General features: G+C 71.9%; 23 protein-coding genes. 11 read left to right on the top strand and 12 right to left on the bottom strand.

The genetic code is table 11. From position 1 onward, the window contains the following. Window positions 1-24: 24 nt before the first annotated feature. Window positions 25-870: a spermidine synthase gene (locus ACFYZE_RS29720; protein WP_389000607.1), complete on the bottom strand. Its 846-nt coding sequence runs from the start codon at window positions 868-870 to the stop codon at window positions 25-27. Window positions 871-931: 61 nt separating this feature from the next. Continuing rightward, window positions 932-2,101, bottom strand: a complete 1,170-nt coding sequence (tuf, locus tag ACFYZE_RS29715; RefSeq protein WP_389000604.1) for an elongation factor Tu — start codon at window positions 2,099-2,101, stop codon at window positions 932-934. Window positions 2,102-2,467: 366 nt separating this feature from the next. Here tuf and ACFYZE_RS29710 point away from each other — a divergent pair, with 366 nt between their 5' ends. Next, complete coding sequence (locus ACFYZE_RS29710; RefSeq protein ID WP_389000601.1) at window positions 2,468-3,271, top strand: TVP38/TMEM64 family protein; 804 nt, start codon at window positions 2,468-2,470, stop codon at window positions 3,269-3,271. On the opposite strand, the gene ACFYZE_RS29705 is transcribed toward ACFYZE_RS29710, so the two are convergent. Continuing rightward, window positions 3,268-4,437: a thiolase family protein gene (locus tag ACFYZE_RS29705; RefSeq protein ID WP_389000598.1), complete on the bottom strand. Its 1,170-nt coding sequence runs from the start codon at window positions 4,435-4,437 to the stop codon at window positions 3,268-3,270. The two genes, ACFYZE_RS29710 and ACFYZE_RS29705, sit on opposite strands and share 4 nt — an antisense overlap. A 115-nt stretch (window positions 4,438-4,552) precedes the next feature. On the opposite strand from ACFYZE_RS29705, the gene ACFYZE_RS29700 reads away from it, so the two are divergent. Continuing rightward, a complete protein-coding gene (locus tag ACFYZE_RS29700; RefSeq protein ID WP_389000595.1) occupies window positions 4,553-5,023 on the top strand; it encodes a winged helix-turn-helix transcriptional regulator in 471 nt (156 codons plus the stop codon). A gap of 6 nt (window positions 5,024-5,029) precedes the next feature. Here the strand turns inward: ACFYZE_RS29700 and ACFYZE_RS29695 are convergent, their stop codons facing one another. The 3 genes from ACFYZE_RS29695 to ACFYZE_RS29685 are packed head-to-tail and all read right to left on the bottom strand — an operon-like array spanning window position 5,030 to window position 7,859. After that, a complete protein-coding gene (locus ACFYZE_RS29695) occupies window positions 5,030-5,752 on the bottom strand; it encodes a cupin domain-containing protein (protein ID WP_389000592.1) in 723 nt (240 codons plus the stop codon). Then, complete coding sequence (locus tag ACFYZE_RS29690; protein WP_389000589.1) at window positions 5,746-6,675, bottom strand: PmoA family protein; 930 nt, start codon at window positions 6,673-6,675, stop codon at window positions 5,746-5,748. Before ACFYZE_RS29690 ends, ACFYZE_RS29695 begins: the two co-directional genes overlap by 7 nt. After that, window positions 6,672-7,859, bottom strand: coding sequence for a Gfo/Idh/MocA family protein (locus ACFYZE_RS29685; RefSeq protein ID WP_389000586.1), 1,188 nt, complete (start codon window positions 7,857-7,859; stop codon window positions 6,672-6,674). The genes ACFYZE_RS29690 and ACFYZE_RS29685 overlap by 4 nt, the downstream gene beginning before the upstream one ends. A 433-nt stretch (window positions 7,860-8,292) precedes the next feature. Between ACFYZE_RS29685 and ACFYZE_RS29680 the strand changes: the two genes are divergently transcribed. From ACFYZE_RS29680 to ACFYZE_RS29670, 3 genes are all read left to right on the top strand, one after another. Next, a complete protein-coding gene (locus ACFYZE_RS29680) occupies window positions 8,293-9,168 on the top strand; it encodes an undecaprenyl-diphosphate phosphatase (protein WP_389000583.1) in 876 nt (291 codons plus the stop codon). Between the two features lie 95 nt (window positions 9,169-9,263). Next, window positions 9,264-9,968 (top strand): hypothetical protein, encoded by a 705-nt coding sequence (locus tag ACFYZE_RS29675; RefSeq protein WP_389000580.1) that lies wholly within the window; start codon window positions 9,264-9,266, stop codon window positions 9,966-9,968. A gap of 142 nt (window positions 9,969-10,110) precedes the next feature. Next, entirely contained in the window at window positions 10,111-10,290 is a 180-nt protein-coding gene (locus tag ACFYZE_RS29670) for a hypothetical protein (protein WP_103840235.1), read from the top strand. Window positions 10,291-10,332: 42 nt separating this feature from the next. On the opposite strand, the gene ACFYZE_RS29665 is transcribed toward ACFYZE_RS29670, so the two are convergent. Beyond that, window positions 10,333-11,073: an SDR family oxidoreductase gene (locus ACFYZE_RS29665; RefSeq protein ID WP_389000577.1), complete on the bottom strand. Its 741-nt coding sequence runs from the start codon at window positions 11,071-11,073 to the stop codon at window positions 10,333-10,335. A 283-nt stretch (window positions 11,074-11,356) separates the two neighbouring features. Here ACFYZE_RS29665 and ACFYZE_RS29660 point away from each other — a divergent pair, with 283 nt between their 5' ends. The 3 genes from ACFYZE_RS29660 (at window position 11,357) to lnt (ending at window position 14,280) form a co-directional block, all read left to right on the top strand. Beyond that, window positions 11,357-12,007 carry a hypothetical protein gene (locus ACFYZE_RS29660; protein WP_389000574.1) on the top strand — a complete coding sequence of 217 codons (651 nt, stop codon included), beginning with the start codon at window positions 11,357-11,359 and terminating at the stop codon, window positions 12,005-12,007. Between the two features lie 94 nt (window positions 12,008-12,101). Continuing rightward, complete coding sequence (locus ACFYZE_RS29655; protein ID WP_389000571.1) at window positions 12,102-12,578, top strand: nuclear transport factor 2 family protein; 477 nt, start codon at window positions 12,102-12,104, stop codon at window positions 12,576-12,578. Between the two features lie 103 nt (window positions 12,579-12,681). Continuing rightward, on the top strand, window positions 12,682-14,280 hold the full coding sequence (lnt, locus tag ACFYZE_RS29650) for an apolipoprotein N-acyltransferase (protein WP_389000568.1): 1,599 nt from the start codon (window positions 12,682-12,684) through the stop codon (window positions 14,278-14,280). Here lnt and ACFYZE_RS29645 read toward each other — a convergent pair. Together ACFYZE_RS29645 and ACFYZE_RS29640 are read right to left on the bottom strand one after the other, a co-directional pair. Continuing rightward, complete coding sequence (locus ACFYZE_RS29645) at window positions 14,198-15,109, bottom strand: Gfo/Idh/MocA family protein (RefSeq protein WP_389000565.1); 912 nt, start codon at window positions 15,107-15,109, stop codon at window positions 14,198-14,200. The genes lnt and ACFYZE_RS29645 overlap by 83 nt on opposite strands. 9 nt (window positions 15,110-15,118) lie before the next feature. Continuing rightward, window positions 15,119-16,303, bottom strand: coding sequence for an FAD-dependent monooxygenase (locus tag ACFYZE_RS29640; protein ID WP_389000562.1), 1,185 nt, complete (start codon window positions 16,301-16,303; stop codon window positions 15,119-15,121). 102 nt (window positions 16,304-16,405) lie between these two features. Here ACFYZE_RS29640 and ACFYZE_RS29635 point away from each other — a divergent pair, with 102 nt between their 5' ends. The 3 genes from ACFYZE_RS29635 to ACFYZE_RS29625 all read left to right on the top strand — a co-directional run bounded on the left by ACFYZE_RS29635 (window position 16,406) and on the right by ACFYZE_RS29625 (window position 18,121). Beyond that, window positions 16,406-16,996: a TetR/AcrR family transcriptional regulator gene (locus ACFYZE_RS29635; protein WP_389000559.1), complete on the top strand. Its 591-nt coding sequence runs from the start codon at window positions 16,406-16,408 to the stop codon at window positions 16,994-16,996. Between the two features lie 60 nt (window positions 16,997-17,056). After that, window positions 17,057-17,569, top strand: a complete 513-nt coding sequence (locus ACFYZE_RS29630; RefSeq protein ID WP_389000556.1) for a DinB family protein — start codon at window positions 17,057-17,059, stop codon at window positions 17,567-17,569. Window positions 17,570-17,680: 111 nt separating this feature from the next. Beyond that, on the top strand, window positions 17,681-18,121 hold the full coding sequence (locus tag ACFYZE_RS29625; RefSeq protein ID WP_389000554.1) for a hypothetical protein: 441 nt from the start codon (window positions 17,681-17,683) through the stop codon (window positions 18,119-18,121). 198 nt (window positions 18,122-18,319) lie between these two features. On the opposite strand, the gene ACFYZE_RS29620 is transcribed toward ACFYZE_RS29625, so the two are convergent. The 3 genes from ACFYZE_RS29620 to ACFYZE_RS29610 form a co-directional block, all read right to left on the bottom strand. Then, complete coding sequence (locus ACFYZE_RS29620; protein WP_389000551.1) at window positions 18,320-18,883, bottom strand: hypothetical protein; 564 nt, start codon at window positions 18,881-18,883, stop codon at window positions 18,320-18,322. Window positions 18,884-19,085: 202 nt separating this feature from the next. Further along, window positions 19,086-19,769, bottom strand: a complete 684-nt coding sequence (gene ung / locus ACFYZE_RS29615; RefSeq protein ID WP_103840227.1) for a uracil-DNA glycosylase — start codon at window positions 19,767-19,769, stop codon at window positions 19,086-19,088. A gap of 92 nt (window positions 19,770-19,861) precedes the next feature. Continuing rightward, window positions 19,862-21,445 (bottom strand): ABC transporter substrate-binding protein, encoded by a 1,584-nt coding sequence (locus ACFYZE_RS29610; protein ID WP_389000548.1) that lies wholly within the window; start codon window positions 21,443-21,445, stop codon window positions 19,862-19,864. Between the last annotated feature and the right edge of the window lie 90 nt (window positions 21,446-21,535).

The following is a 21,535-nucleotide window of genomic DNA, read 5'->3' as shown; positions in this document are numbered from 1 at the left end:
CGAACCGCCAGGCCCGGCACCCGGTCAGCCGATGCTGAAGGCGCCGTCGGGAGGTTCCGGCGACGGGACGGCGTTCTCGTCGTGCACCGGCTCGGCGCCACCGATGAGGTCCTGTAGCGCCGCGCCGTGTTCGACGCGGGCCGGGAACGCGTCCGCGGCGGATCGGCGGGCGAGCGGTGCCGTGTCCAGGGGGCGGTGCGCGGCGATGAGCACGGCGTTGCCGAAGCGGCGGCCGCGCAGCACGGCCGGCTCGGCGATCAGCACAAGCTCCTCGAACACCGCGGCAAATGTGGCGAGTTGGGAGCGCAGGAAGGCGAAGGGCGCGGCGTCGGCGAGGTTCGCCAGATAGACGCCGCCCGGACGCAGCACCCGCTCGGCGGCACGCGCGTAGGCCACCGTCGTCAGGTGGGCGGGGACACGGGAACCGCCGAAGACGTCCGCGATCACGATGTCGGCCGAGGACGGCGGGGCGGTCTCCAGCCAGGCGCGGGCGTCGGCCGCGTGCAGGGTGATGCCGGAGCCGACAGGCAGCGGCAGGTGCTCCACGACGAGGTCCAGCAGGCCCCGGTCGGCTTCGACCACGTCCTGCCGTGAGCCGGGTCTGGTCGCGGCGACATAGCGCGGCAGGGAGAGCGCGCCCCCGCCGAGGTGCACCACGTCCAGCGCCCGTCCCGGCTCCGCGGCCGTGTCCAACACATGGCCGAGCCGTCGCGCGTACTCGAACTCCAGATGCGTCGGGGCGTCCAGATCGACGTACGACTGCGGCGCCCCGTCGACCGTGAGGAGCCAGGCCCGCTCACGGTCGACATCGGGCATCAGCTTGGCGGTGCCGTAGTCGGTGGTACGGGTGACGGGTATGGGCTCGCTCACGGCTCCATTGTGCGGGGGCGGGAAGACCGCGGCCTCCCCGCACCCGCTCGCAACGGCACCCTCAGGCGACGGACGTCACCGTGCCGGCGCCGACCGTACGGCCGCCCTCACGGATCGCGAACCCCAGCCCCGGCTCCAGCGGGACCTCACGGCCCAGTTCCACCGCCATCGTGACCGTCTCGCCGGGGCGGGCGGCCGCCGTCTCCCCGAGGTCGACGTCCCCGACGACATCCGCCGTACGGATGTAGAACTGCGGCCGGTAACCGGTCGACACCGGCGTCGTACGCCCGCCCTCACGGGCCGACAGCACGTACACCCGCGCCGTGAAGCGCCTGCTCGGCGCCACGCTGCCGGGCGCCGCGACGACGTGCCCGCGGCGGACCGCGTCACGCGGCACCCCGCGCAGCAGCAGTGCCACGTTGTCCCCCGCCTGCGCCTCCTCCATCGGCTTGCCGAAGGTCTCCAGACCGGTGACCACCGTCTCCACTTCCGCGCCGAGCACCTCGACCCGGTCGCCCACCCGGATTCTGCCGCGCTCGACCGCGCCTGTGACGACCGTGCCGCGGCCGGTGATGGTGAGCACGTTCTCCACCGGCAGGAGGAACGGCGCGTCCACGTACCGCTCGGGCATGGGCACATACGTGTCCACCGCGTCGAGCAGCGCGTCGATCGCCGCGGTCCAACGCGGGTCCCCCTCCAGGGCCTTGAGCCCGGAGACGCGTACGACCGGTACGGAGTCCCCCGGATAGCCCTGAGCGGTGAGCAGGTCGCGGACTTCCAACTCGACCAGGTCGGTCAGTTCCTCGTCGCCCGCGTCGGCCTTGTTGAGCGCGACGACGATGTGGTCGACGCCCACCTGTCGGGCGAGCAACACGTGTTCGGCGGTCTGCGGCATGATTCCGTCGAGCGCGGAGACGACGAGGATCGCCCCGTCGAGCTGCGCGGCCCCGGTGACCATGTTCTTGACGTAGTCGGCATGGCCCGGCATGTCCACGTGCGCGTAGTGCCGGGTGTCCGTCTCGTACTCGACGTGCGCGATGTTGATGGTGATGCCGCGCGCCGCCTCCTCCGGGGCCCGGTCGATCCGGTCGAACGGCACGAAGGTGCCGGTGCCGCGCTCGGCGAGGACCTTGGTGATGGCGGCGGTCAGGGTGGTCTTGCCGTGGTCGACGTGGCCCATCGTGCCGATGTTCAGGTGCGGTTTGGTGCGCACGTATGCCGTCTTGGGCATGGCTGTACCTCGTAGCCTCTTGGGTGGTGCTGAGTGACGGCCCCGGCGTCTGGAATTGCGGCCGGGACGGGGACCCCAAGGTCTTGCCGACCCTCCCCCTGCGGGGTCCGCCGGACGATCCGGGAAGGGTCAGCTTCGGGCGCCGTCGACTGCGGCCACGAGGAGCGGGACGGCAGCCTTCGGGGCATCCGCGGCGGCGGATGCTGCGAGGACGAAGGCGTACCGGAACATGCCGTAGAGCATCGCCGACTCGTCCGTCGGCGTCGAATGGTTTTTCGCGCCGGGCGAGTTCGGCGAGAGATGCCTCTCATGCCCATGAGGCGGACCATACGGCGATCACACACACCCGTCGGTTAGTGTCACCGAATGCTCGATGCCACCACCCGCTCTGGCGGCACCGCCACGGCCTCTCCCCGGGCCGTCACCACGGCCTCTCCCCGGGCCGCCGCGACGGAGCTCACAGCGGCACCGGTCGCCGCCGTCGCCCTGTCGCCCGGTTTCGCCGCCCGTTGCACCAGAGCGCTGCTGTCGCCCTGGTCGCGTCTCGCCCTGCTCGTCGCGCTGCTCGCGGCGGCGGCGTCCTGTGTGCTGGCGTTCGAGCCGCAGAGACTGCTGGCGCACGGCTGGCCCCCGCAGCTCGGGGGTGCCGCGGCGGCCGCCGTCTTCGCGGTGGCGTACGGGTTGTGCACGGTCGCGTTCGTGCCGCGCCCGCTGCTGAACCTCGCGGCGGGTGCCCTGTTCGGCTCGCAACTCGGCACGGGCGCGGCCCTCGCGGGCACGGTGCTCGGGGCCGGGATCGCGTTCGGGCTCGGCCGGGTGCTCGGGCAGGATGCGCTACGTCCGCTGCTGCGCGGGCGCTGGCTGAAGGCGGCGGACGGGCAGCTCAGCCGGCACGGCTTCCGCTCGATGATGGCGGCGCGGCTGTTCCCCGGGGTGCCGTTCTGGGCGGCCAACTACTGCGCCGCCGTCTCCCGGATGCGCTGGGCGCCGTTCCTTGTCGCGACGGCACTCGGCTCGGTCCCGAACACCGCCGCGTACGTGGTCGCCGGCGCCCGCGCCGCGAAGCCGACCTCGCCGGCCTTCCTCATCGCGCTGGCGTTCATCGCGGTTCCCGCGCTCGCCGGAGCGGTGGTGGCCTGGCGCAAGCGCCACCACCTGCGGGGCCGCTAGACCGCCTCGAGGATCATCGCGTTCGCGAGACCGCCCGCCTCGCACATCGTCTGCAGGCCGAAGCGCGCTCCGCGCGTGCGGAGTGCGTGCACGAGCGTCGTCGTCAGGCGGGTGCCGCTCGCGCCCAGCGGGTGGCCGATCGCGATGGCCCCGCCGTGCACATTGACCTTGGCGAGGTCGGCGCCCGTCTCCTGCTGCCAGGCCAGGACGACGGAGGAGAATGCCTCGTTCACCTCGAACAGGTCGATGTCGTCGACCGTCAGCCCCGCCCTGCGCAGCACCTTCTCGGTGGCCGGGATGACCCCGGTGAGCATCAGGAGCGGGTCGGAACCGGTGACCGCGAAGCTGTGCAGCCGGGCGAGCGGGCGCAGGCCGAGGCGGGCCGCGGTCTCGCTGGAGGTGATCAGCACGGCGGAGGCGCCGTCGTTGACGGGGCTCGCGTTGCCTGCGGTGACGTTCCACTCGATCTGCGGGAACCGCTCGGCGAACGTGGGGTCGTAGTAGGCGGGCTTGAGGCCGGCGAGGATCTCGGACGTGCTGCCGGGGCGTATGCACTCGTCGCGCGCGAGGCCCTCCAGGGGAGCCGTCTCCGCGTCGAACAGGCCTGCGTCCCAGGCCGCTGCCGCCTTCCGGTGCGAGGAGACGGCGAAGGCGTCCATCTGCTCACGGTCGATCGACCACTTGGCGGCGATCAGCTCGGCGCTGATGCCCTGCGGAACCAGGCCTTCCGGGTAGCGCTCGGCGACACCGGGCCCGAAGGGATCCTTGCCGGCGGGCACGTTGGACCACATCGGTACGCGGCTCATGGACTCCACACCGCAGGCCACGACGATGTCGTACGCGCCCGACATCACGCCCTGCGCCGCGAAGTGCACGGCCTGCTGGGAGGAGCCGCACTGGCGGTCGACGGTGGTCGCGGGCACCGTCTCCGGGAAGCCCGCGGACAGGACGGCGTAACGGGTGGTGTTCATGGCCTGCTCGCCGACCTGGTCGACGGTGCCGCCGATGACGTCGTCGATGAGCACCGGGTCGATGCCGGAGCGCTCGACGAGGGTGCGCAGGGTGTGCGCGAGGAGTTCCACGGGGTGGACGTGGGCGAGGGCGCCGTTGGGCTTTCCCTTGCCCACCGGGGTGCGTACGGCTTCGACGATGACGGCGTCACGCATGGTGCGGGCCTCCTTGCCCGGCGGGTGCCGGTGCGGCGGTTACCGGTGAGTAGGAAATCTGGACCCACCATAACGCGTAGGGTTGGAAAAGCAAACCCTCGCCTAGACTGGGCTCATGGCCGCCACCAAAGACCCGCGCCCCTGCTCCATCGCCGACGCCCTGGCCCTGGTCGGCGAGAAGTACTCCCTGCTCGTCCTGCGCGAGGTGTGCCTCGGCAACGGGCGGTTCGACCAGCTCGTGCGCAACATCGGCGCCCCGCGCGACATCCTGGCCGCACGGCTCAAGCGCCTGGTGGAGGCGGGGATCCTGACGAAGAGGCTCTACAGCGAGCGCCCGCAGCGCTACGAGTACCGGGCCACACCGGCGGGTCTGGAACTGGAGCCGGTCCTGATGACCCTCAAGGAATGGGGCGACCGCCATCTCAGGAAAGACGGCGATCGCCCCATGGTGATCGAACACATCTGCGGCAACGAACTCGTCCCGGTCGTCACCTGCTCCGCCTGCGGCGAGGAGATCCGCCACGAGGACCTGACGGCGCACCCGCAGGCGCCGGGCTGGACGGTGTCCGGACCGGCCGCCGCGTAGGCCCGCCTACACGGTCCCCTTGTAGACGTCGAGCCGTCCGCACATCCCGAACTTCCCGTACGCGGACGGCTGCTCGGCCCGTACGACCGCGTCGGCGAGGTGGGAGGCGTCGCCGCTCTCCAGGCGGTCGAGCTGGTCGCCGGTCGCCGCCGCGGCGGCCCGGGCGCCGCGCTCCCACCGCTCACGCCACTCGGTCAGTCGCGGCCGCACCAGCACGGCGGCGGCCCGGTGGAAGGCGGCGAGCGGCTCGGGGCCGTCCGCGTCGCGCAGCGCCCGGTAGCCCTCCAGGGCCAGGTCGCGGCGCGCTCGGGCGATCCTCTCCTGCTCCTCCTCGGGGGCGTCGGCCGGGATCGCGGTGGCGGCGGCGTACGTCTCCGGGTCGGTCAGGTACTGCGGGGGCAGGGTCAGGACGGCGTCGCCCGCCTCGGGCAGCCCGTCGTTCTGCATGAGGACGGTGATGCGCAGGTCGTCCTCGTTGACCAGTCGGTGGATGGTGCCGGGCGTGAACCAGGCGACCGTGCCGGGCTGGAGCGGTGCGACCTCGTACCCGGACGTCGTCAGCGTCTGCACCGCGCCGCGCCCGCCGGTGACGACATACGCCTCCGAGCAGGTCAGATGCATGTGCGGGGTGCCGCCGCACACGCCGTCGGTCGCCGGCCAGTCGTAGACGGACAGGTGGGAGACGGCGACGGCGCCCGGCAGCCCCGTGAACTGCGCTGTGCTCACCACGGATGCTCCTCGAGGTACTTGGTCACCTCTTCACGCTCCCACGCGCCGTCCACGACCACGACCCGGTAGCGGCGGCGCAGGGTGTCGCCCGGGGCCAGCTCCAGCTCGTCGTGGAACGCCCAGGAGGGAGCGACGGCGGCGAAGGGGTCGTTGCGGACGAACCAGTGGGCGGGATGGGCCCCCCGCTCACCCAGGTGGTCGTTCTCGGGGGCGTGCGCGAAGACGAGGGTGGCGTGCCCGTCGGTGCCGTCGTGCTCACCCGAGTACGCCAGCCAGGGGGCCTGCTGCCCCATCAGACCGGGGCCTTCCGCGTCGGGCGCGATGACCCGTCCGTCGCGGAAGGCACGCGGACCACGCCAGAAGAGGCCCGTGTAGCCGGCCATCTCCCGGCCGGCGGTCGTCGGGCTGCCGAACAGCAGCGGCTCCTCGCGGCGGTTGGTGATCGCGGACGTCCAGGTCAGCGCCCAGCTCCGGGAGACGACGTCGACGTCGTGCACCTCGATGCGGCGCTCCTCCTCGGCCCACAGCTCGCCGGTGTACGGGTGCCAGGTGAGCCGCTCGGCGATGACCGCGCGGTCGCCGTCCGCGCCCACCTCGTCGAAGCCGACGTGCGCCATGGAGCCGACGCGTTCCGGCAGCTCCAGGTAGCCCTCGCCGTGCACGTAGGTGTTGCCGCCCCACAGGTTCTGCCCGGACAGATGCGAGGCGGTCAGTTGCAGGCCCTTGTGCCAGCGGTGGTCGTTGGGCCGGTAGTCGGTGACGACGTCGCCCGCCAGTGTCCGGATGGGGTGCAGATACGGCTTGGGCGCCTCCCAGGCCGCCTCGGGGCCGTACACATAGGAGAAGAGTTCGACGCCGGTGGTCGGTTCCGTGAGGGTGATGCGGTCGCCGTGCGCGTGCAGGATGCGCAGGGTCGCGGTCATGCGGACACCTCCTCGCTCGGCGTCGCCGAGAACGCCTGAGCCACCACGGGCGCCCAGCCGGGCGCACCTCCGTGCAGGGCCGTGTAGTACGGGTCGCCGGGGCCGATCTCCCCGGCGCGGACGGTCGTGTCGGTGAACGCGGACTTGTACAGCGCGGTGATCAGCTCCAGGCTGGTCCGCCCGTCGGCGCCGCTGCTGCGCGGCCGCTCGCCCGCGCGCATGCTCGCGACCAGCTCGCGCAGCTGCCCCAGGTGCGAGCTCGGCACGTCCTCACCGAAGTCGCGCCAGGCCGCGGCCTCCTCCTCGGGCACGTCGGGGGCCGGCGTGATGCGCCAGTTGTCGTTGCTGTGTCCGTACAGGTGCTTGAGTTCCACGGTGGCGCGCTCGCAGTCGATGCGGATGCGGCTGACCTCGTCCGGGCTGAGCACGCTGTTCACGATGGTGGCGAGGGCGCCGTTCTCGAACCGTACGAGCGCCGTCGAGACGTCCTCCGTCTCCACGTCGTGCACCAGCCGCCCGGCCATGGCCCGCACCTCGCTCCACGGTCCGAGCAGGTCGAGCAGAAGGTCCATCTGGTGGATGCCGTGGCCCATCGCGGGTCCGCCGCCCTCGGTGTGCCAGCGGCCGCGCCACGGCACGGCGTAGTAGGCGGCGTTGCGGTACCAGGTGGTCTGGCAGTGCGCGACCAGCGGGCGGCCCAGGGCCTGCTCGGCGAGCAGCCGCCGGACGTGCCGGGAGCCGGAGCCGAAGCGGTGCTGGAAGACGATCGCCGCGTACGGGCCGCCGTCCGTACCCTCCTCCGCCTCGACGGCGTCGAAGTCGGCCAGCGTGGGCACCGGCGGCTTCTCGCACCACACCCAGGCGCCGGCCCGCAGCGCGGCGACGGTCTGCTCCCGGTGCAGGGTGGGCGGCGTGCAGATGCTGACCAGGTCGGGACGCTGTTCCTCCAGCATGCGGTGGAGGTCGGTGTACGCGTGCGGGACACCGCCCTCGGCACAGAAGCGCTCGGCCGCGTCGGCGTCGATGTCGACGGCTGCGACGATCTCGGTCTCGCCCTCCTCGGCGAGCTGGGCCAGCGCGGAGACATGGGAACGCGCGATGCCGCCCGCGCCCACGATCGCGGCCTTGATGCGGCGGCCTGCGTACGGCGGCGCCGGGCGGTCCGTGCGCGGCTTCGGGATCACCGCTCGGTGAGGCTCCGGATCGGACGTGCTTCGAGGACTTGTGGCATCGTCGGCTGCGGACGCGTTGTGGTCTGTGGGCATGAACGTGATCAGCGCTCCATCGGACGTGACGTCTGACGTTGGCCAACGCGTGTTGACTCCCGAGGACACGGGGGGCAGCAAGCGCTTTCCCTCCGGTTGAACGTAAGCGGCGCCCAAGTGGCCGGTCAACACCACGGACGTGTGACGTTGGGCCAGGGGACGAGGTCCGGGCGCAGGCGGCCCGCCGGACTGTCCCAAGCGCAGGCAAAGCCCCGGTGAAGGCACCGTCATGCCGGGACGCTACGCTGCCACCCACCACACTCGATCACCGGCTGCGCCCAGGGCCTGGGGACGCCCCGGCCCGGTGTGCCCGTCACCACCCCCACGATCAGCTCTTGGACCACATCACGTCATGTCTTGGCTCGAATCACTCATCCTCGGACTCGTCCAGGGGCTGACCGAGTTCCTTCCCGTCTCCTCCAGCGCGCATCTGCGGCTGACCGCGGCCTTCGCGGGCTGGGAGGACCCGGGGGCCGCCTTCACCGCCATCACGCAGATCGGCACGGAGTCCGCGGTGCTGATCTACTTCCGCAAGGACATCGCGAACATCCTCTCCGCCTGGTTCCGGTCCCTGTTCGACAAGGAGATGCGGCAGCACCCGGACGCACGGATGGGCTGGCTGGTGATCGTGGGTTCCATACCCATCGGTGTGCTGGGCGTGACCCTCAAGGACCAGATCGAGGGCCCGTTCCGCGATCTTCGCGTGACGGCGACGATGCTGATCGTCATGGGCGTCATCCTCGGCATCGCGGACCGCCTGGCGGCACGCGACGAGACCGGCGGCCGGCACCGGGCGCCGAAGCAGCGCAAGACGCTCCAGGACCTCAGCATCAGGGACGGCCTGACGTACGGCGTCTGCCAGGCGATGGCCCTGATCCCCGGCGTCTCCCGCTCCGGCGCCACGATCAGCGGCGGCCTCTTCCTCGGTTACCGGCGCGAGGCCGCCGCCCGCTACTCCTTCCTGCTCGCCGTTCCGGCCGTGCTGGCCTCGGGGGCGTTCGAGCTCAAGGACGCGGCGGAGGCCGGGCATGCGAGCTGGGGGCCGACGCTGTTCGCGACGGTGATCGCCTTCGTGTCGGGGTACGCGGTCATCGCGTGGTTCATGAAGTTCATCTCGTCGAAGTCGTTCATGCCGTTCGTCTGGTACCGCATCGCGCTGGGCATCGCGATCATCGCGCTGGTGGCCGCGGGGGTCCTGAGCCCGCATGCTGCGGAGTCCGCGGGCTAAAGAGGCCCGTGCACAGCCTGGCGGTGCACGGAGCAGTTCACGCCACTGTTCGTTCGTGGGTGATCCCCGGTGGCCCGGCATGGCAGAGTCATGCCATGTTCTCCTCGATGTCCGGCCGACGCGGCATGGTGGCCGTCACGGCACTGCTCCTGCTCGCCGCCCCGTCCCTCGAGGCCTGCGGTCAGCAGCGAGCCACGAGCTCGACGGCCGGAGCCGCCCCGAGCACGTCCCGTATTTCCGCACCAGGCGCCGTGAGCACGCCTCGGAGTTCCCCGCCGGACGCCACGAGTACGCCGGGGAGTTCCGCACCGGACGCCACGACCCTCCCGCCAACTGCCGTCTCCGCCACGGGGGGAGCCCCGGCGTACGTGGAGCCGGGGGCCGGCGACGGCGCTCCGCACTACAACGAGAACAACGGCTACCGCCGGCCGCGCGCCATGTCTCCCGCGGACGCGAAGGACGCGCAGCGGGAGGCCGATCGCATCGAGCCGGTGCTCAAGCGGCTGTGGGAGGAGAAGAAGTGGGACCCCGCGACGGTGCGCGCGGCACTCCTCCGGCTCGGCTACAAGGAGGAACGGACGGGACCGAAGGGGGAGCGCCTCGGCGGGACGCTGACCGTCCGGGCGATGGACTCGCGCTACAGGGACGGCCACTACGTCACGCCCGAAGGGGCGCTGGTCGGCCTTCGCGTCCATGAAGACGCCTGCGTCACGGCCTTCGTGCAGAAGACCAACTACCAGGTGAGCACCAACGGCCCCTACCTGGAGACCGGATGCTTCGAGCCGCCCTTCGCCCACTGAGCCGGCCCAACGGCCACCGACGCCGGCCCAAGGCGACAGAATCCCCCAATTCCCCAGCACGGAAAGGACCGTGACCAACCACATACCGCGCGCGTAGCCGTGCGGTAGCGCGCTGTCAGTCCCTGCCCCTAGGCTTGTCCGCATGTCCCCCGAATCCATGAGCCCTGGTTCCACGCGCTCTGCCGAGGACTTGAACGAGCGGATCCGCGCGCTGTGGATGCGTGCGGGCGGTTCCCTGTCGGCCGAGGAGCGCGCGGAGTACGAGCTGTTGGTCGTCGAGTGGGCGGCGGCGATACGCGGCGAGGTCATAGAGGCGGCCTGAGGCGAGCCACCGCCACACGGAGAGGGAACGGCGGTCGGCACGTCACCGCCCGCCGGCCACTCTCAGCACGGCGCCCGTCGTGTACGAGGACTGCGGGGACATCAGCCAGGCGATCGCCGCGGCGATCTCCTCGGCGTGGCCGGCCCGGCCCAGCGGGATCGTCGCCGCCATGCGCCGGGGCCGGTCCGGGTCGCCCATCGCCGCGTGGATCGCGGTGTCGACCAGCCCCGGTGCCACGGCGTTGACGCGGATGCCGTCCGGTCCCAGTTCCTTGGAGAGGCCCAGCGTCAGGGTGTCCACCGCGGCCTTGGACGCCGCGTAGTGGACGTACTCACCGGGGCTTCCCAGCGTCGCCGCCCCCGATGACACGTTGACGATGACACCGCTCCCGCGTGGCGCCATCTCCCGCGCGGCGCGGCGCGAACACAGCAGCGTGCCGAGGACGTTGACCTCCACCACCCGGCGCAGAACGTCGGTGTCCGTGTCCGCGAGCCGGCCCAGCGGCCCTGTCACCCCGGCGTTGTTCACCAGACCCGTCACCGGTCCCAGGGCGTCGGCGGCCGTGTCGAAGAGCCGGTCGACAGCGGCCTCGTCGGACGTGTCCACGCGCACGGTGACACACCGCGCCGCCGCCGCCCGTACGGCCTCGGCGGTCCGCTCCGCGGCCTCGGCGTCGCGCAGGTAGCCGAGCGCCACGTCGTGCCCGTCCGCCGCGAGCCGCACACAGGTGGCGGCACCGATCCCGCGGCTGCCGCCCGTGACCACCGTCACCGGACGCGTCATCTGCAGCCTCCCCCTCCCGAGCCGTAACGGAGTGGATCATCCTACGCCCGCACCCGTGCGCCCCAGCCTCGCCTGTCTGGCGGTCAGTTCTGCGCAGTCGCCTCGCCTTTGACGGAGAGACAGGCTGAGGGGCCATCGTTATGCGCGTGGTGCCGCGTTTACACCCGACCGGCCCCGTCGGATCACACCTTGCGCTTGTCCGATATGACAGTTATGTGCGGTGTCTATACGTTCGTCGCAGTTCGGCTGCCCGGCCGGCGTCTCTGCGACAGAAGGAAATGACATGCCCACGCGTACCTTCGCCGTGGCCGCCGCCCTAGTAGGCGCGACCGCCCTCGCCACCACCGGCATCACCTATGCATCGGCCGCCGGACCCGACCAGCCCGCCCCGGCCGCCAAGCCGGCCGCCAAACCGGCCGTCGCGCACGTCCACAGGGCGGCGCCGCCCGCCCAGCGTCCCGCCCCCGCCGCTCCGGCCCCTCAGCGCAAGACGGGCGAGAAGCGTGACGAGGGCCGCGGCGGCGGACACGGGCGCGGAGAGGACCACGGCCGCGGGGAGGGCCACGGCCACGAACGCCGGCACGAGGGCAGGATCCAGTTCAACGAGCGGACGTACCCCGCCGTCGAGGACGGCTGCATCGTCGCCGCGAGCGGGTTGGGCTCCAGCAGCTTCAGCATCTTCAACGACAGCGACAAGACCGTCGAGGTCTTCCGCGGGTTCACGTGTGACAACGGAGCCCCGGTCGCCGTCGTCGGCCCCCACGGCGACACCTTCGGGGTGGTGCCCCGCACCGTTCACGAGGGGTACGGGGACCAGGGGGACCACGAGGGCTCCGACGGCTACGGGGGCTTTGGAGGCTTCGGGGGCCTGTTCCCGGACGACGGTGTCGCGGGCAGCTTCCGGGTGATCGGCCACGACGACGACGAGTGGTGACAGCGCGCCACGGAATACCCGTTTCCGGGCCCACGCCCGAACCCGCCCCTGCACACCCCTTGGCTACGCCTCCCCCGTCCCCAAAACTGAGCCGATGACCCAGCGCGTGGAGCTCGCGACCGTGATGGACCGGCTGGCCGTCGACGGACTCGTCACCGAGTACGCGGCGGCCGTGGACGACGGGGACTGGGAGGCGTACCGGGGGTTGTTCACCGGCGACGGACGCGCCGACTACCGCTCGGCCGGCGGGATCGAGGGTGATGCCCGGCAGGTCGCCGGGTGGCTCGAGGAGACCATGCGGCTGTTCCCCGTGCGCCAGCACCTGATCGTCAACCGGCGCATCCGGTTCGACGTGTTGGAGCGGGACATCGGCGACACGGCCGGGGTGTGGGCCGACTATGTCAATCCGATGCGGTTGGCGGGCGAGGACGGCGCCGGCGGGACGCCCGAACCGGACTTCGTCTGCGGCGGACGGTACGCGTTCACGTTCCTGCGCACGGACGACGGCTGGCGGCTGCGCGCGGTGGTCGTCCAGGAGAAGTGGCGCCGCGCCCCGCGTCCGTCCACCTGAGCCGTACCGCTGAGGAGTACCGCGCACGCCCGCGGGCAGACCCCACCCGCCGCACACCGAGGCCCCCTGTCGAAGATTCCTTCAGCGCGCGCACACTGGAGACATGATCTGGGGAGGGAAGCGCCACATCCGGAGGCTCGACGACCGGCTCGCCTCCCGGTGGTGGCGCGGTGCCGCGGCCGTGCTCGCCGGTGCGCTGCCGATGCTCGCCTTTCCGGCGCCGTCCTTGTGGTGGTTCGCATATGTCTGCCTGGTCCCGTGGATCCTGCTCCTGCGTACGGCGCCGACCGGCAAGCGGGCCGCGTACGACGGCTGGCTCGGCGGCTTCGGCTTCATGACGGCCGTGCACCACTGGCTGCTGCCGAGCCTGAACGTGTTCACGTTCGTCATCGCGGCGCTGCTGGGAGCCCTGTGGGCGCCCTGGGGCCGGCTGGTGCGGCGGTTCCTGGCCGGGGTGCCCTCGCCGGGGCGGGTCTGCGCCGCCCTTGTCGTCCTGCCGTCGGGCTGGCTCATGGTGGAACTCGTCCGCTCCTGGCAGGGGCTCGGCGGCCCCTGGGGGCTGCTCGGGTCGAGCCAGTGGCAGGTGGAGCCCGCGCTGCGGCTCGCCTCGGTCGGTGGGGTGTGGCTGCTGAGCTTCCTGGTCGTGGCCGTCAACGTCGCCCTGGCGCTGCTGATATCCGTGCGCGCGTCGCGCGTGCCGGCCCTGGCCGGGCTCGTCGCGACGGCCGCCGTGACCTCGGCGGCCTGGGCCTGGTCGCCGCGGCCCGAGGTCGACGGACGGGTGCGGATCGCGGTCGTGCAACCCGGGATCGTGGACGGAACCGAGAGCGGCATGAAGCGCTTCGACCTGGAGGAGCGGCTGACCCGCGAACTCGCCGGGCAGGATGTGGACCTGGTCGTCTGGGGGGAGAGCAGCGTCGGCTACGACCTCGGGCAGCGGCCCGATCTGGCCCGCCGGGTCGCGGCGCTGTCCCGGCAGGTGAAGGCCGACGTCCTCGTCAACGTCGACGCCCGCCGCTCCGACCACCCCGGCATCTACAAGAGTTCCGTGCTCATCGGCCCGGACGGCCCGACCGGCGACCGCTACGACAAGATGCGGCTCGTCCCGTTCGGCGAGTACATACCGGCGCGGTCGGTTCTCGGCTGGGCCACCTCGGTCGGCAAGGCGGCCGGTGAGGACCGCAGGCGCGGCACCGAGCAGGTGGTGATGAACGTGGGGAACGGCCTGCGTGTCGGCCCGATGGTGTGCTTCGAGTCCGCTTTCCCGGACATGAGCCGCCATCTCGCCGAGGACGGCGCCGATGTGCTGCTCGCCCAGTCGTCGACGTCGACGTTCCAGCACAGCTGGGCGCCGGAGCAGCACGCCTCGCTGGCCGCGCTGCGCGCCGCGGAGACCGGTCGTCCGATGGTGCACGCCACGCTGACCGGGGTTTCCGCCGTCTACGGTCCGAGCGGCGAGCGGATCGGCTCCTGGCTCGGCACCGACCGGAGCACGTCGGCGGTCTACGAGGTGCCGACCGCCCACGGTGTCACCCCGTACGTCCGCTTCGGCGACTGGCCGGTGCACGGCGCCCTGCTGGTGATCGCCGGGCTGGGTGCGGCCGAGGGGCTCCGGGCGCTCAGAGCGCGACGGCGCGCTCCCGCACCGCGGTCACGACCCGCTCGCACAGTTCGTGTGTCGACAGTGCGTCCCTGGCGCTGAGCACCTTGCCGGCGCGGACGGCGTCGAGGAAGGCCAGCGCGGCCTGCTCGATGCCGCGCTGCCGGGCCACCGGCACCCAGTCGCCGCGCCGGCGCACGGTCGGCTGGCCCTTGTGGTCGACGATCTCGGCGAGGTTGAGCACCTGCCGCTTGGAGTCCTGCCCGGAGACCTCCAGGATCTCCTCGGCGGAACCGCTCAGCCGGTTCATCACGCCGAGCGCGGTGAATCCGTCACCGGACAGCTGGAGCACCACGTGGTGCAGCAGCCCGCCCTCGAGGCGGCCCCGCACGGTCACGTCGTCGACCGTGCCGGGGACCAGGAACCGCAGCGTGTCGACGACGTGGATGAAGTCGTCGAGGATCATCGTGCGCGGTTCCTCGGGCAGTCCGACGCGGTTCTTCTGCATCAGGATGAGGTCACGCGGGTGGTCGGCGCACTGCACGTATCCGGGCGCGTGGCGCCGGTTGAAGCCGACCGCGAGGCTGACGTTGCGCTCCTCCGCGAGGCGTACCAGCCGCTCGGAGTCGGCGAGTTCGTAGGCGAGCGGCTTGTCGACGTACGTCGGTATCCCCGCCTGAAGGAGCCGGGTGACGATCTCGGGGTGGGCGGTGGTGGGTGCGTGCACGAACGCGGCGTCGAGCTCCTGTGCGAGCAGCGCGTCCAGATCGGCATGCCTCTGCCCGTGCGGAAGGTGGAGGCTCTCGCCGACGCGGTGGAGGGTGGCGGGGGTGCGTGTCTGGAGGTGGAGGTCGACCCCGGGCTGCAGGGCGAGTACAGGCAGGTAGGCCTTCTGCGCGATGTCGCCGAGTCCGATGCAGCCGACCTTCACGGGGTGCTCCTAGGAATTGCCGACGGATGCCTGGTCCGAAGCATACGGCGGCTGCGGTGGCCGCCAGTCGGCGATGCCTTCGAAACCGCGCAGGAGCAGCGAGGGCGATGCCTTCGACAGCGCGGCGATCGCGGCGTCGCGTACGGCGATCCCGGCGCGACCGCTCATCATGTTCAGGCGGGCGGCCCGGACGGCTTGGCGGGTGAGGGCGGTCGTCCGGGGCAGCCGGGCGGCCGTGTACGCGGCGAGGTCGTCGCAGTGGTGGGCGAGCACGATCGCGTCCTCGATGGCCTGGTTGCCGCCCTGCCCCAGCGTCGGTGGCATGGCGTGCGCGGCGTCGCCGAGGAGGGCGACCCTGCCGCGGTGATGGGCGGGCAGCGGCTCGGCGAGGTGGTGGACGTCGTGGCGCAGCACGTCCTCGGGGCGGGCGGCAGCGAGCACGGCGGGGATCGGGTCGTGCCAGTCGCCGAACCGCCGCAGGAGTTCGGCCTTCTCGTCGTCGCACGCGCGCTGCCCGGCGGGCACGACGGCCGCGGCGTAGGCGTAGACCCGGCCGTCCTTGAGCGGATGGGTGCCCCAGATGCGGCCTCGGCCCCAGGTCTCGTGGGAGGCGAACGCGGGTCCGGGCACCGCGATCATGACGCGCCAGGTGGTGAATCCGGAGTAGACGGGCCCCGGGTGGTGCGGGAACAGCGTCCGGCGTACGTCGGAGTGGATGCCGTCGGCGGCCACGACCAGTTCTGCCTCCAGGTCTGCTTCGGAGGTGGTGACCCGGGCCGGGCGGTCGGTGTCGCCGGGGTCGGCGAGGCGAGCGGCGGCGGCCGTGCGGACGGCGTCCGGCGGCAGCAGGGCGGCCAGGCTGTCGATGAGGGTGGCGCGGGGCAGCAGGACGAGCGGTCCGCCGAAGCGCTCGGCCGCGGCAGCGGCGCTGGTCCGGGTGAGCCAGCGTCCGCCGGGGGTGCGCAGCCCGCCGTCCCCCTGCCAGGCGGCGAGGCCGCGGAGCTCGTCGCCGATGCCGATGACGTCGAGGGCGCGCAGGGCGTTCGGGGCGAGCGAGATGGCGGCGCCGACCGGCTCGAGGGAGGCAGCACGCTCCAGCACGGTGACCCGGAGCCCGCGCAGGTGCAGGGCTGCGGCCGCGGTGAGGCCACCGATGCCGCCGCCGATCACGATCGCACGCGACTGCTGTGCCATGGCTGCTCCTCAAGTCCACGATGCCCCGTCTCGGCACTACAGACGTAGTCCTCGGCGTGTCGAGCGTACTACAGGAGTAGTGCGACCGGTAGGTTGACCTTCATGTCCGCACGCACCACGGGCGCCTCCCGCGCCGACCTCGTCGCCGACACCGCGCTCGCCCTGCTCGCCGAGCGCGGGATGCGGGGACTGACCCACCGCGCCGTCGACGAGGCGGCGGAGCTGCCCCAGGGGTCGACCTCGAACCTCGCCCGGACCCGTCTGGCGCTTCTGGAGCTCACGGTGCGCCGCCTGGCGGAGCGGGAGGCCCGGGTGCTCGCCCCGGAGGAGATGCCCGACCCCGAGGACGAGCTCGGTGCGCTGGTGACCGGCCTGGCCCTGGCGGCCCACCGTTCCCTGACCCGCAACCGGGATCTCACGCTCGCCCGGTACGAACTGGCCCTGGAGGCCACCCGGCGGCCCGAGTTGCGGCGGTACTTCGACGCGGCCGGGGCCCGCTTCCGCGACCAGCTCGCCGCACTGCTGACGGCTCTGGGCTCGGCCGACCCGGCCCGGCACATGCTGTCGCTGGTGGCCTGGCTGGACGGGCTGATGTTCTCGTGCGTGGCCGGTACCTTCACCGCCGAGGTGCCCACCCTGGACGAGGTCCGCGCCGGGCTGCGGGAACTGCTCGACGGCATGCTCGGCCGCTGACCCGGCCCGTCCTGCGGAAATGCGATGGTGGGGAGCGCTCGGGCCGGGTGAGGATGGGCCATGACTGCCGAACGCCGTGAACCCGCCCTGAACGCCGACGAACGCACCATGCTGGAAGGCTGGCTCGACTACCACCGCCACACGCTCGCATGGAAGTGCGAAGGCCTGACCGACGCCCAGCTCAGGACCGCCTCGGTGGAACCGTCCGAGCTCTCTTTGATGGGGCTCGTGCGGCACATGGCGGAGGTGGAGCGGGGCTGGTTCCGCAAGGTCCTGGTGGGTGACGATCCGGGGCCGATCTACTTCAGCGACGAGGACAAGGACGGCGAGTTCCACCTCACCGAGGCCGACACCTGGCAGGAGGCGTACACCACCTGGCAGACCGAGGTCGGGATCGCCCGGAGCAACGCGGCCGGCTTCGGCCTGGACGACCTCTCGCGGGGCACCAGCAGGTTCACCGAGGAACGCTTCAGCCTGCGCTGGATCTACACGCACATGATCGAGGAGTACGCCCGCCACAACGGCCACGCCGACCTGATCCGCGAGCGGATCGACGGCGCCACCGGCGACTGACGTCACCCCAGGCGGGCGCGGGCACTCCGTACGGGGCCACGGATCACCCGTGCGGGGCATCCTGCGCCCGTCTGCTCCCCAAAGCGGCGCGGACGCAGCAGAGTTGCGCGCGTGCACCGAACGACGACGACCGCAACGCTCCTGGTCTCCGTGGCCGTCTCGGCCCTCGCCGGCTGTGTGACCGTCCAGCGACCGCCGAATCCCGGCCCGCCGCCTGCGTCCTCGCGTCCCTCATCGCCGCGCCCCGACGGCAGCGGTGAACCACGCGTCGTCCAGGCGCCGGCGCGGGAGGCGCTGGAGATGGTCGGCCCCTCCCCCCGCCCGTCGCCGCCCCCGGCCACCCCGGACCGCGCGGTGCGGCCCGAGCCGCACCGCACCGCGGCGGCCCCGCCGCCGAAGCAGACCCGCCCGGCTCCCCAAGTCGAGGTACCGCCGGCCATCTCCGACGCGTTCCCCAAGGACACGGGCGTGTGCGCGCTCGGCCGCAGGTACGGGGGATGGAAGCCGGACAGCCCAGAGGCGACCATCTGCCGGGACACATACGGGCGCTGAGCCCCAAGCCCTGCCGCCGGATTCCCGCCCGCCGTGTGGGCCCGGTACGCGCTCCCCCGCTGTCCCAAGGGCGTGGGGGCCCCGGCCGCGCTGTCGTCGGTCGCCGACTCCCCCACGCTCGGACGTGCTCCCGAGGGCACCCCGTCGCCGCCGCGCGGCCCGCCCTCCGAACGGACGACGGGAATGTGACGACAGCGCCTACGGCCGTCTCGGCGGCCCCGGAGTCCCGTCTCCCGGGCCGTCCCCGGGACCGGGTCCGGGTCTGCCGGACGGCGGTTCCTCCGCCTCCTGCGCCGCGAGCCGCCACTCGAGACGCCCGATCGCCGCTCTGATGCCCTCGCCGTAGCCGTCGTCGCCGAGCGCGCCGACCGCGGCCCGGGCCAGGCGCAGATGGGCGCGGGCCGCCTCACGGCGGCCGAGCTTGACATAGTCGGCGGCCAGGTTCAGCTGGAGCGAGGGGTACAACGCGTGTGCCGCGAGAGCGCCCTCGTGGTCGGCGAGGCGCTCGCCGGTGAGCTCCTCGGCGGCGGACAGCGCTCTGAGATCCCAGGCGAGTTCGTCGGCCGGGTCGTCCTGGGTGTCCGCCATGTAGTGCGCCAGAGTGCAGCGGTGCAACGGGTCGCCGTCCTCGCCGATCTCCGCCCACAGCCCCAGGAAGCGGTCCCGGGCCTCCTCGCGGTCGCCGGCGTGGTGCAGCATGACGACCTGCCCGATGCGGGTCATGACGGCGTCCGGCACCGCCTGCTCCTGTCGCTTCGCCACCGCGCCCTCCATGCTCGTCACCGTCATCACGACGCTAACCGTCGCCACGGCCAATGAGGCTCAGGCAGCTCCGTACGGGACTGGGCCAAGCCGGTGACGACAGGTCCGGCCGGCGAAGGCCACCGGCCGCACGCGGAGGACCCCCGCCGTGCCCTCCGCCTACGCGCGGCCGTCCGGCCTCGCCTCCTCGTCTGCCCGGGCGTCAGCCCAGGTTCGGGATCGTCCAGTCGATCGGCTCGTGTCCCTGCCGGGCCACCGCCTCGTTGATCTGCGTGAACGGACGGGAGCCGAAGAACTTCTTCGCCGACAGCGGCGAGGGGTGCGCGCCCTTGACCACCGCATGCCGCGTCTCGTCGATCAGCGGCAGCTTCTTCTGCGCGTAGTTGCCCCACAGCACGAACACCGCCGGGTCCGGCCGTCCGGCCACGGCACGGATCACCGCGTCGGTGAACTTCTCCCAGCCCCTGCCCTTGTGCGAGTTCGCCTCGCCGCCGCGCACGGTCAGCACCGCGTTCAGCAGCAGCACGCCCTGCTCGGCCCACGGCATCAGGTAGCCGTTGTCCGGGATCGGCGTGCCCAGCTCCTCGTGCATCTCCTTGTAGATGTTGCGCAGCGAGGGCGGGATCTTCACCCCGGGGCGGACGGAGAAGCACAGGCCGTGACCCTGGCCCTCGCCGTGGTACGGGTCCTGGCCGAGGACGAGCACCTTCACCTTCTCGTACGGCGTGGCGTCGAGCGCGGCGAAGACCTCCTCGCGCGGAGGGTAGACGGGACCCTTGGCACGCTCGTCCTCGACGAACTCCACGAGCTCCTTGAAGTAGGGCTGCTGCAGTTCGTCGCCCAGAACGCCCCGCCAGGACTCCGGCAGCATGGCGATGTCGGTCACGTCAACTTCCTCCGATGTGCGGTCACTTCCAGGTACGGAACCTACAGGCGACCACTGACAACCGGCTTGCGGCCCCCGCTCCTGGGGTCCAGCTACCAGCTGGTCTTCCGGGACAGCTCCCACATCATCATGATCGTCGACGGGTCCAGCGCCCGCTCCCCGCCGGAGATGTCCTCGCTCGCGGCCAGGAACTGCTTGCCCTGCCACAGCGGCAGCAGCCGGGCGTCGTCGACCAGGATCTGCTGGGCCTGCTGGAACTCCTTGACCACGTTGGCACGGTCGCTCTCGCGCCGCGACTGAGGCAGCAGCACCTTGCTGATCTCCGGCGACGGATAGGGCGTGCCCAGCGCGTTCTGCTCGCCGACGAACGGCGCGATGTAGTTGTCGGGGTCCGGGAAGTCGGGGAACCACCCCCGGCCGAACACCGGGTACTCGCCCTTCTGGTAGCCGTCCACGTACGTCTTCCAGGGTCGGCTCTCGAGGATGACCTGGAAGAGGCCGGAATTCTCGAGTTGCTGCTTGAGTGCCTGGAACTCCGGGCCCGTCTCGGAGCCGTACCGGTCGGTGGTGTACCACAGGGTCAGCGGGACCCGCTGGGTGATGCCCGCCGCGGAGAGGATCTTGCGGGCCTTCGAGGCGCTGGGGTCGCCGTAGTCGTCGAAGAAGGGCGTGGTGTGCCCGGTCAGGCCCGCCGGGACCATGGAGTAGAGGGGTTCGACGGTGTCCTTGTAGACGTTGTGGGCGATCGCGGCCCGGTCCACCACCTGGGCGACGGCCTTGCGGACGGCGAGCTTGCCGACCCACGGGTCCTTCGGGTTGAACACCAGGTAGCTGATCTCGATGCCGGGGTTCTCGACGAGCTGGATGCCGCCCGAGGACTCGTGGCGCTGGAGGGCCACGATGTCGGAGGAGGCGAGACCGCGGTAGGTGATGTCGATCTTGTGGTTCTTCAGGGCGTCGACCATGCCGGCGGAGTCCTGGAAGTACCGGATGGTCACGGCGTCGTTCTTGCGGTCGGCGTAACCCTCGTAGCGGCTGTTCCGGACGAGCCGGGCCTCCTTGCCGTCCTCGTAGGACCGCAGCGTGTACGGCCCCGACCCGGTGATCCCGCCGTCGTCGCGCACCCGCGTGGCGGGGTAGTCGGCCGGGTCGACGATCGACATGGCCGGGGTGGCGAGGACGAACGGGAAGGTGGCGTCCGGTTCGTTCAGGTGGAAGACGACCTCCCGGTCGCCTCTCACCTCCACCCGCTGGAGGCTGCCGAGCAGGCCCGCCGGGCCGCCGGACACATTGATCCGCTTGATCCGGTCGATCGAGTACTTCACGGACCGGGCGTCGAGCTTGTCCCCGTTGGAGAACGTCAGCCCCTTGCGCAGGACACAGCGGTAGACAAGGTTCGTCCGGTCGGTGAATCCGCAGCTCTCGGCGGCGTCGGGCCCCGGCAGAACCGCGCCGTCGGGGTAGTTCAGCAGGGTCTGGTAGACGTTCCGGAACAGCTCCCAGGAGCTGTCCCAGGACGCGGCGGGATCAAGGGTGCTCGGCGCGCTGGTGGTGCCCACGACGATCGGCCCCTTGTCGTCGGAGGACGCCGAGGAGAGCGCACCGCAGCCGGCCACCAGGGACAGGGACGTGATCGCCGCCAGCCGACGCAGACGGTTCCCGTTGAACACGCGCACACTCCTCGATCTGCCGTACCAGGGGTCGGCGGCAGACCCTACCGCAGCACCCGGCCGACCGGACCGGGTCGGGCAAGGGCTGTGACCAGC

Source organism: Streptomyces sp. NPDC001796, from assembly GCF_042892355.1.
GTDB lineage: Bacteria > Actinomycetota > Actinomycetes > Streptomycetales > Streptomycetaceae > Streptomyces.
This window is presented reverse-complemented; position numbering and strand designations above follow the sequence as displayed.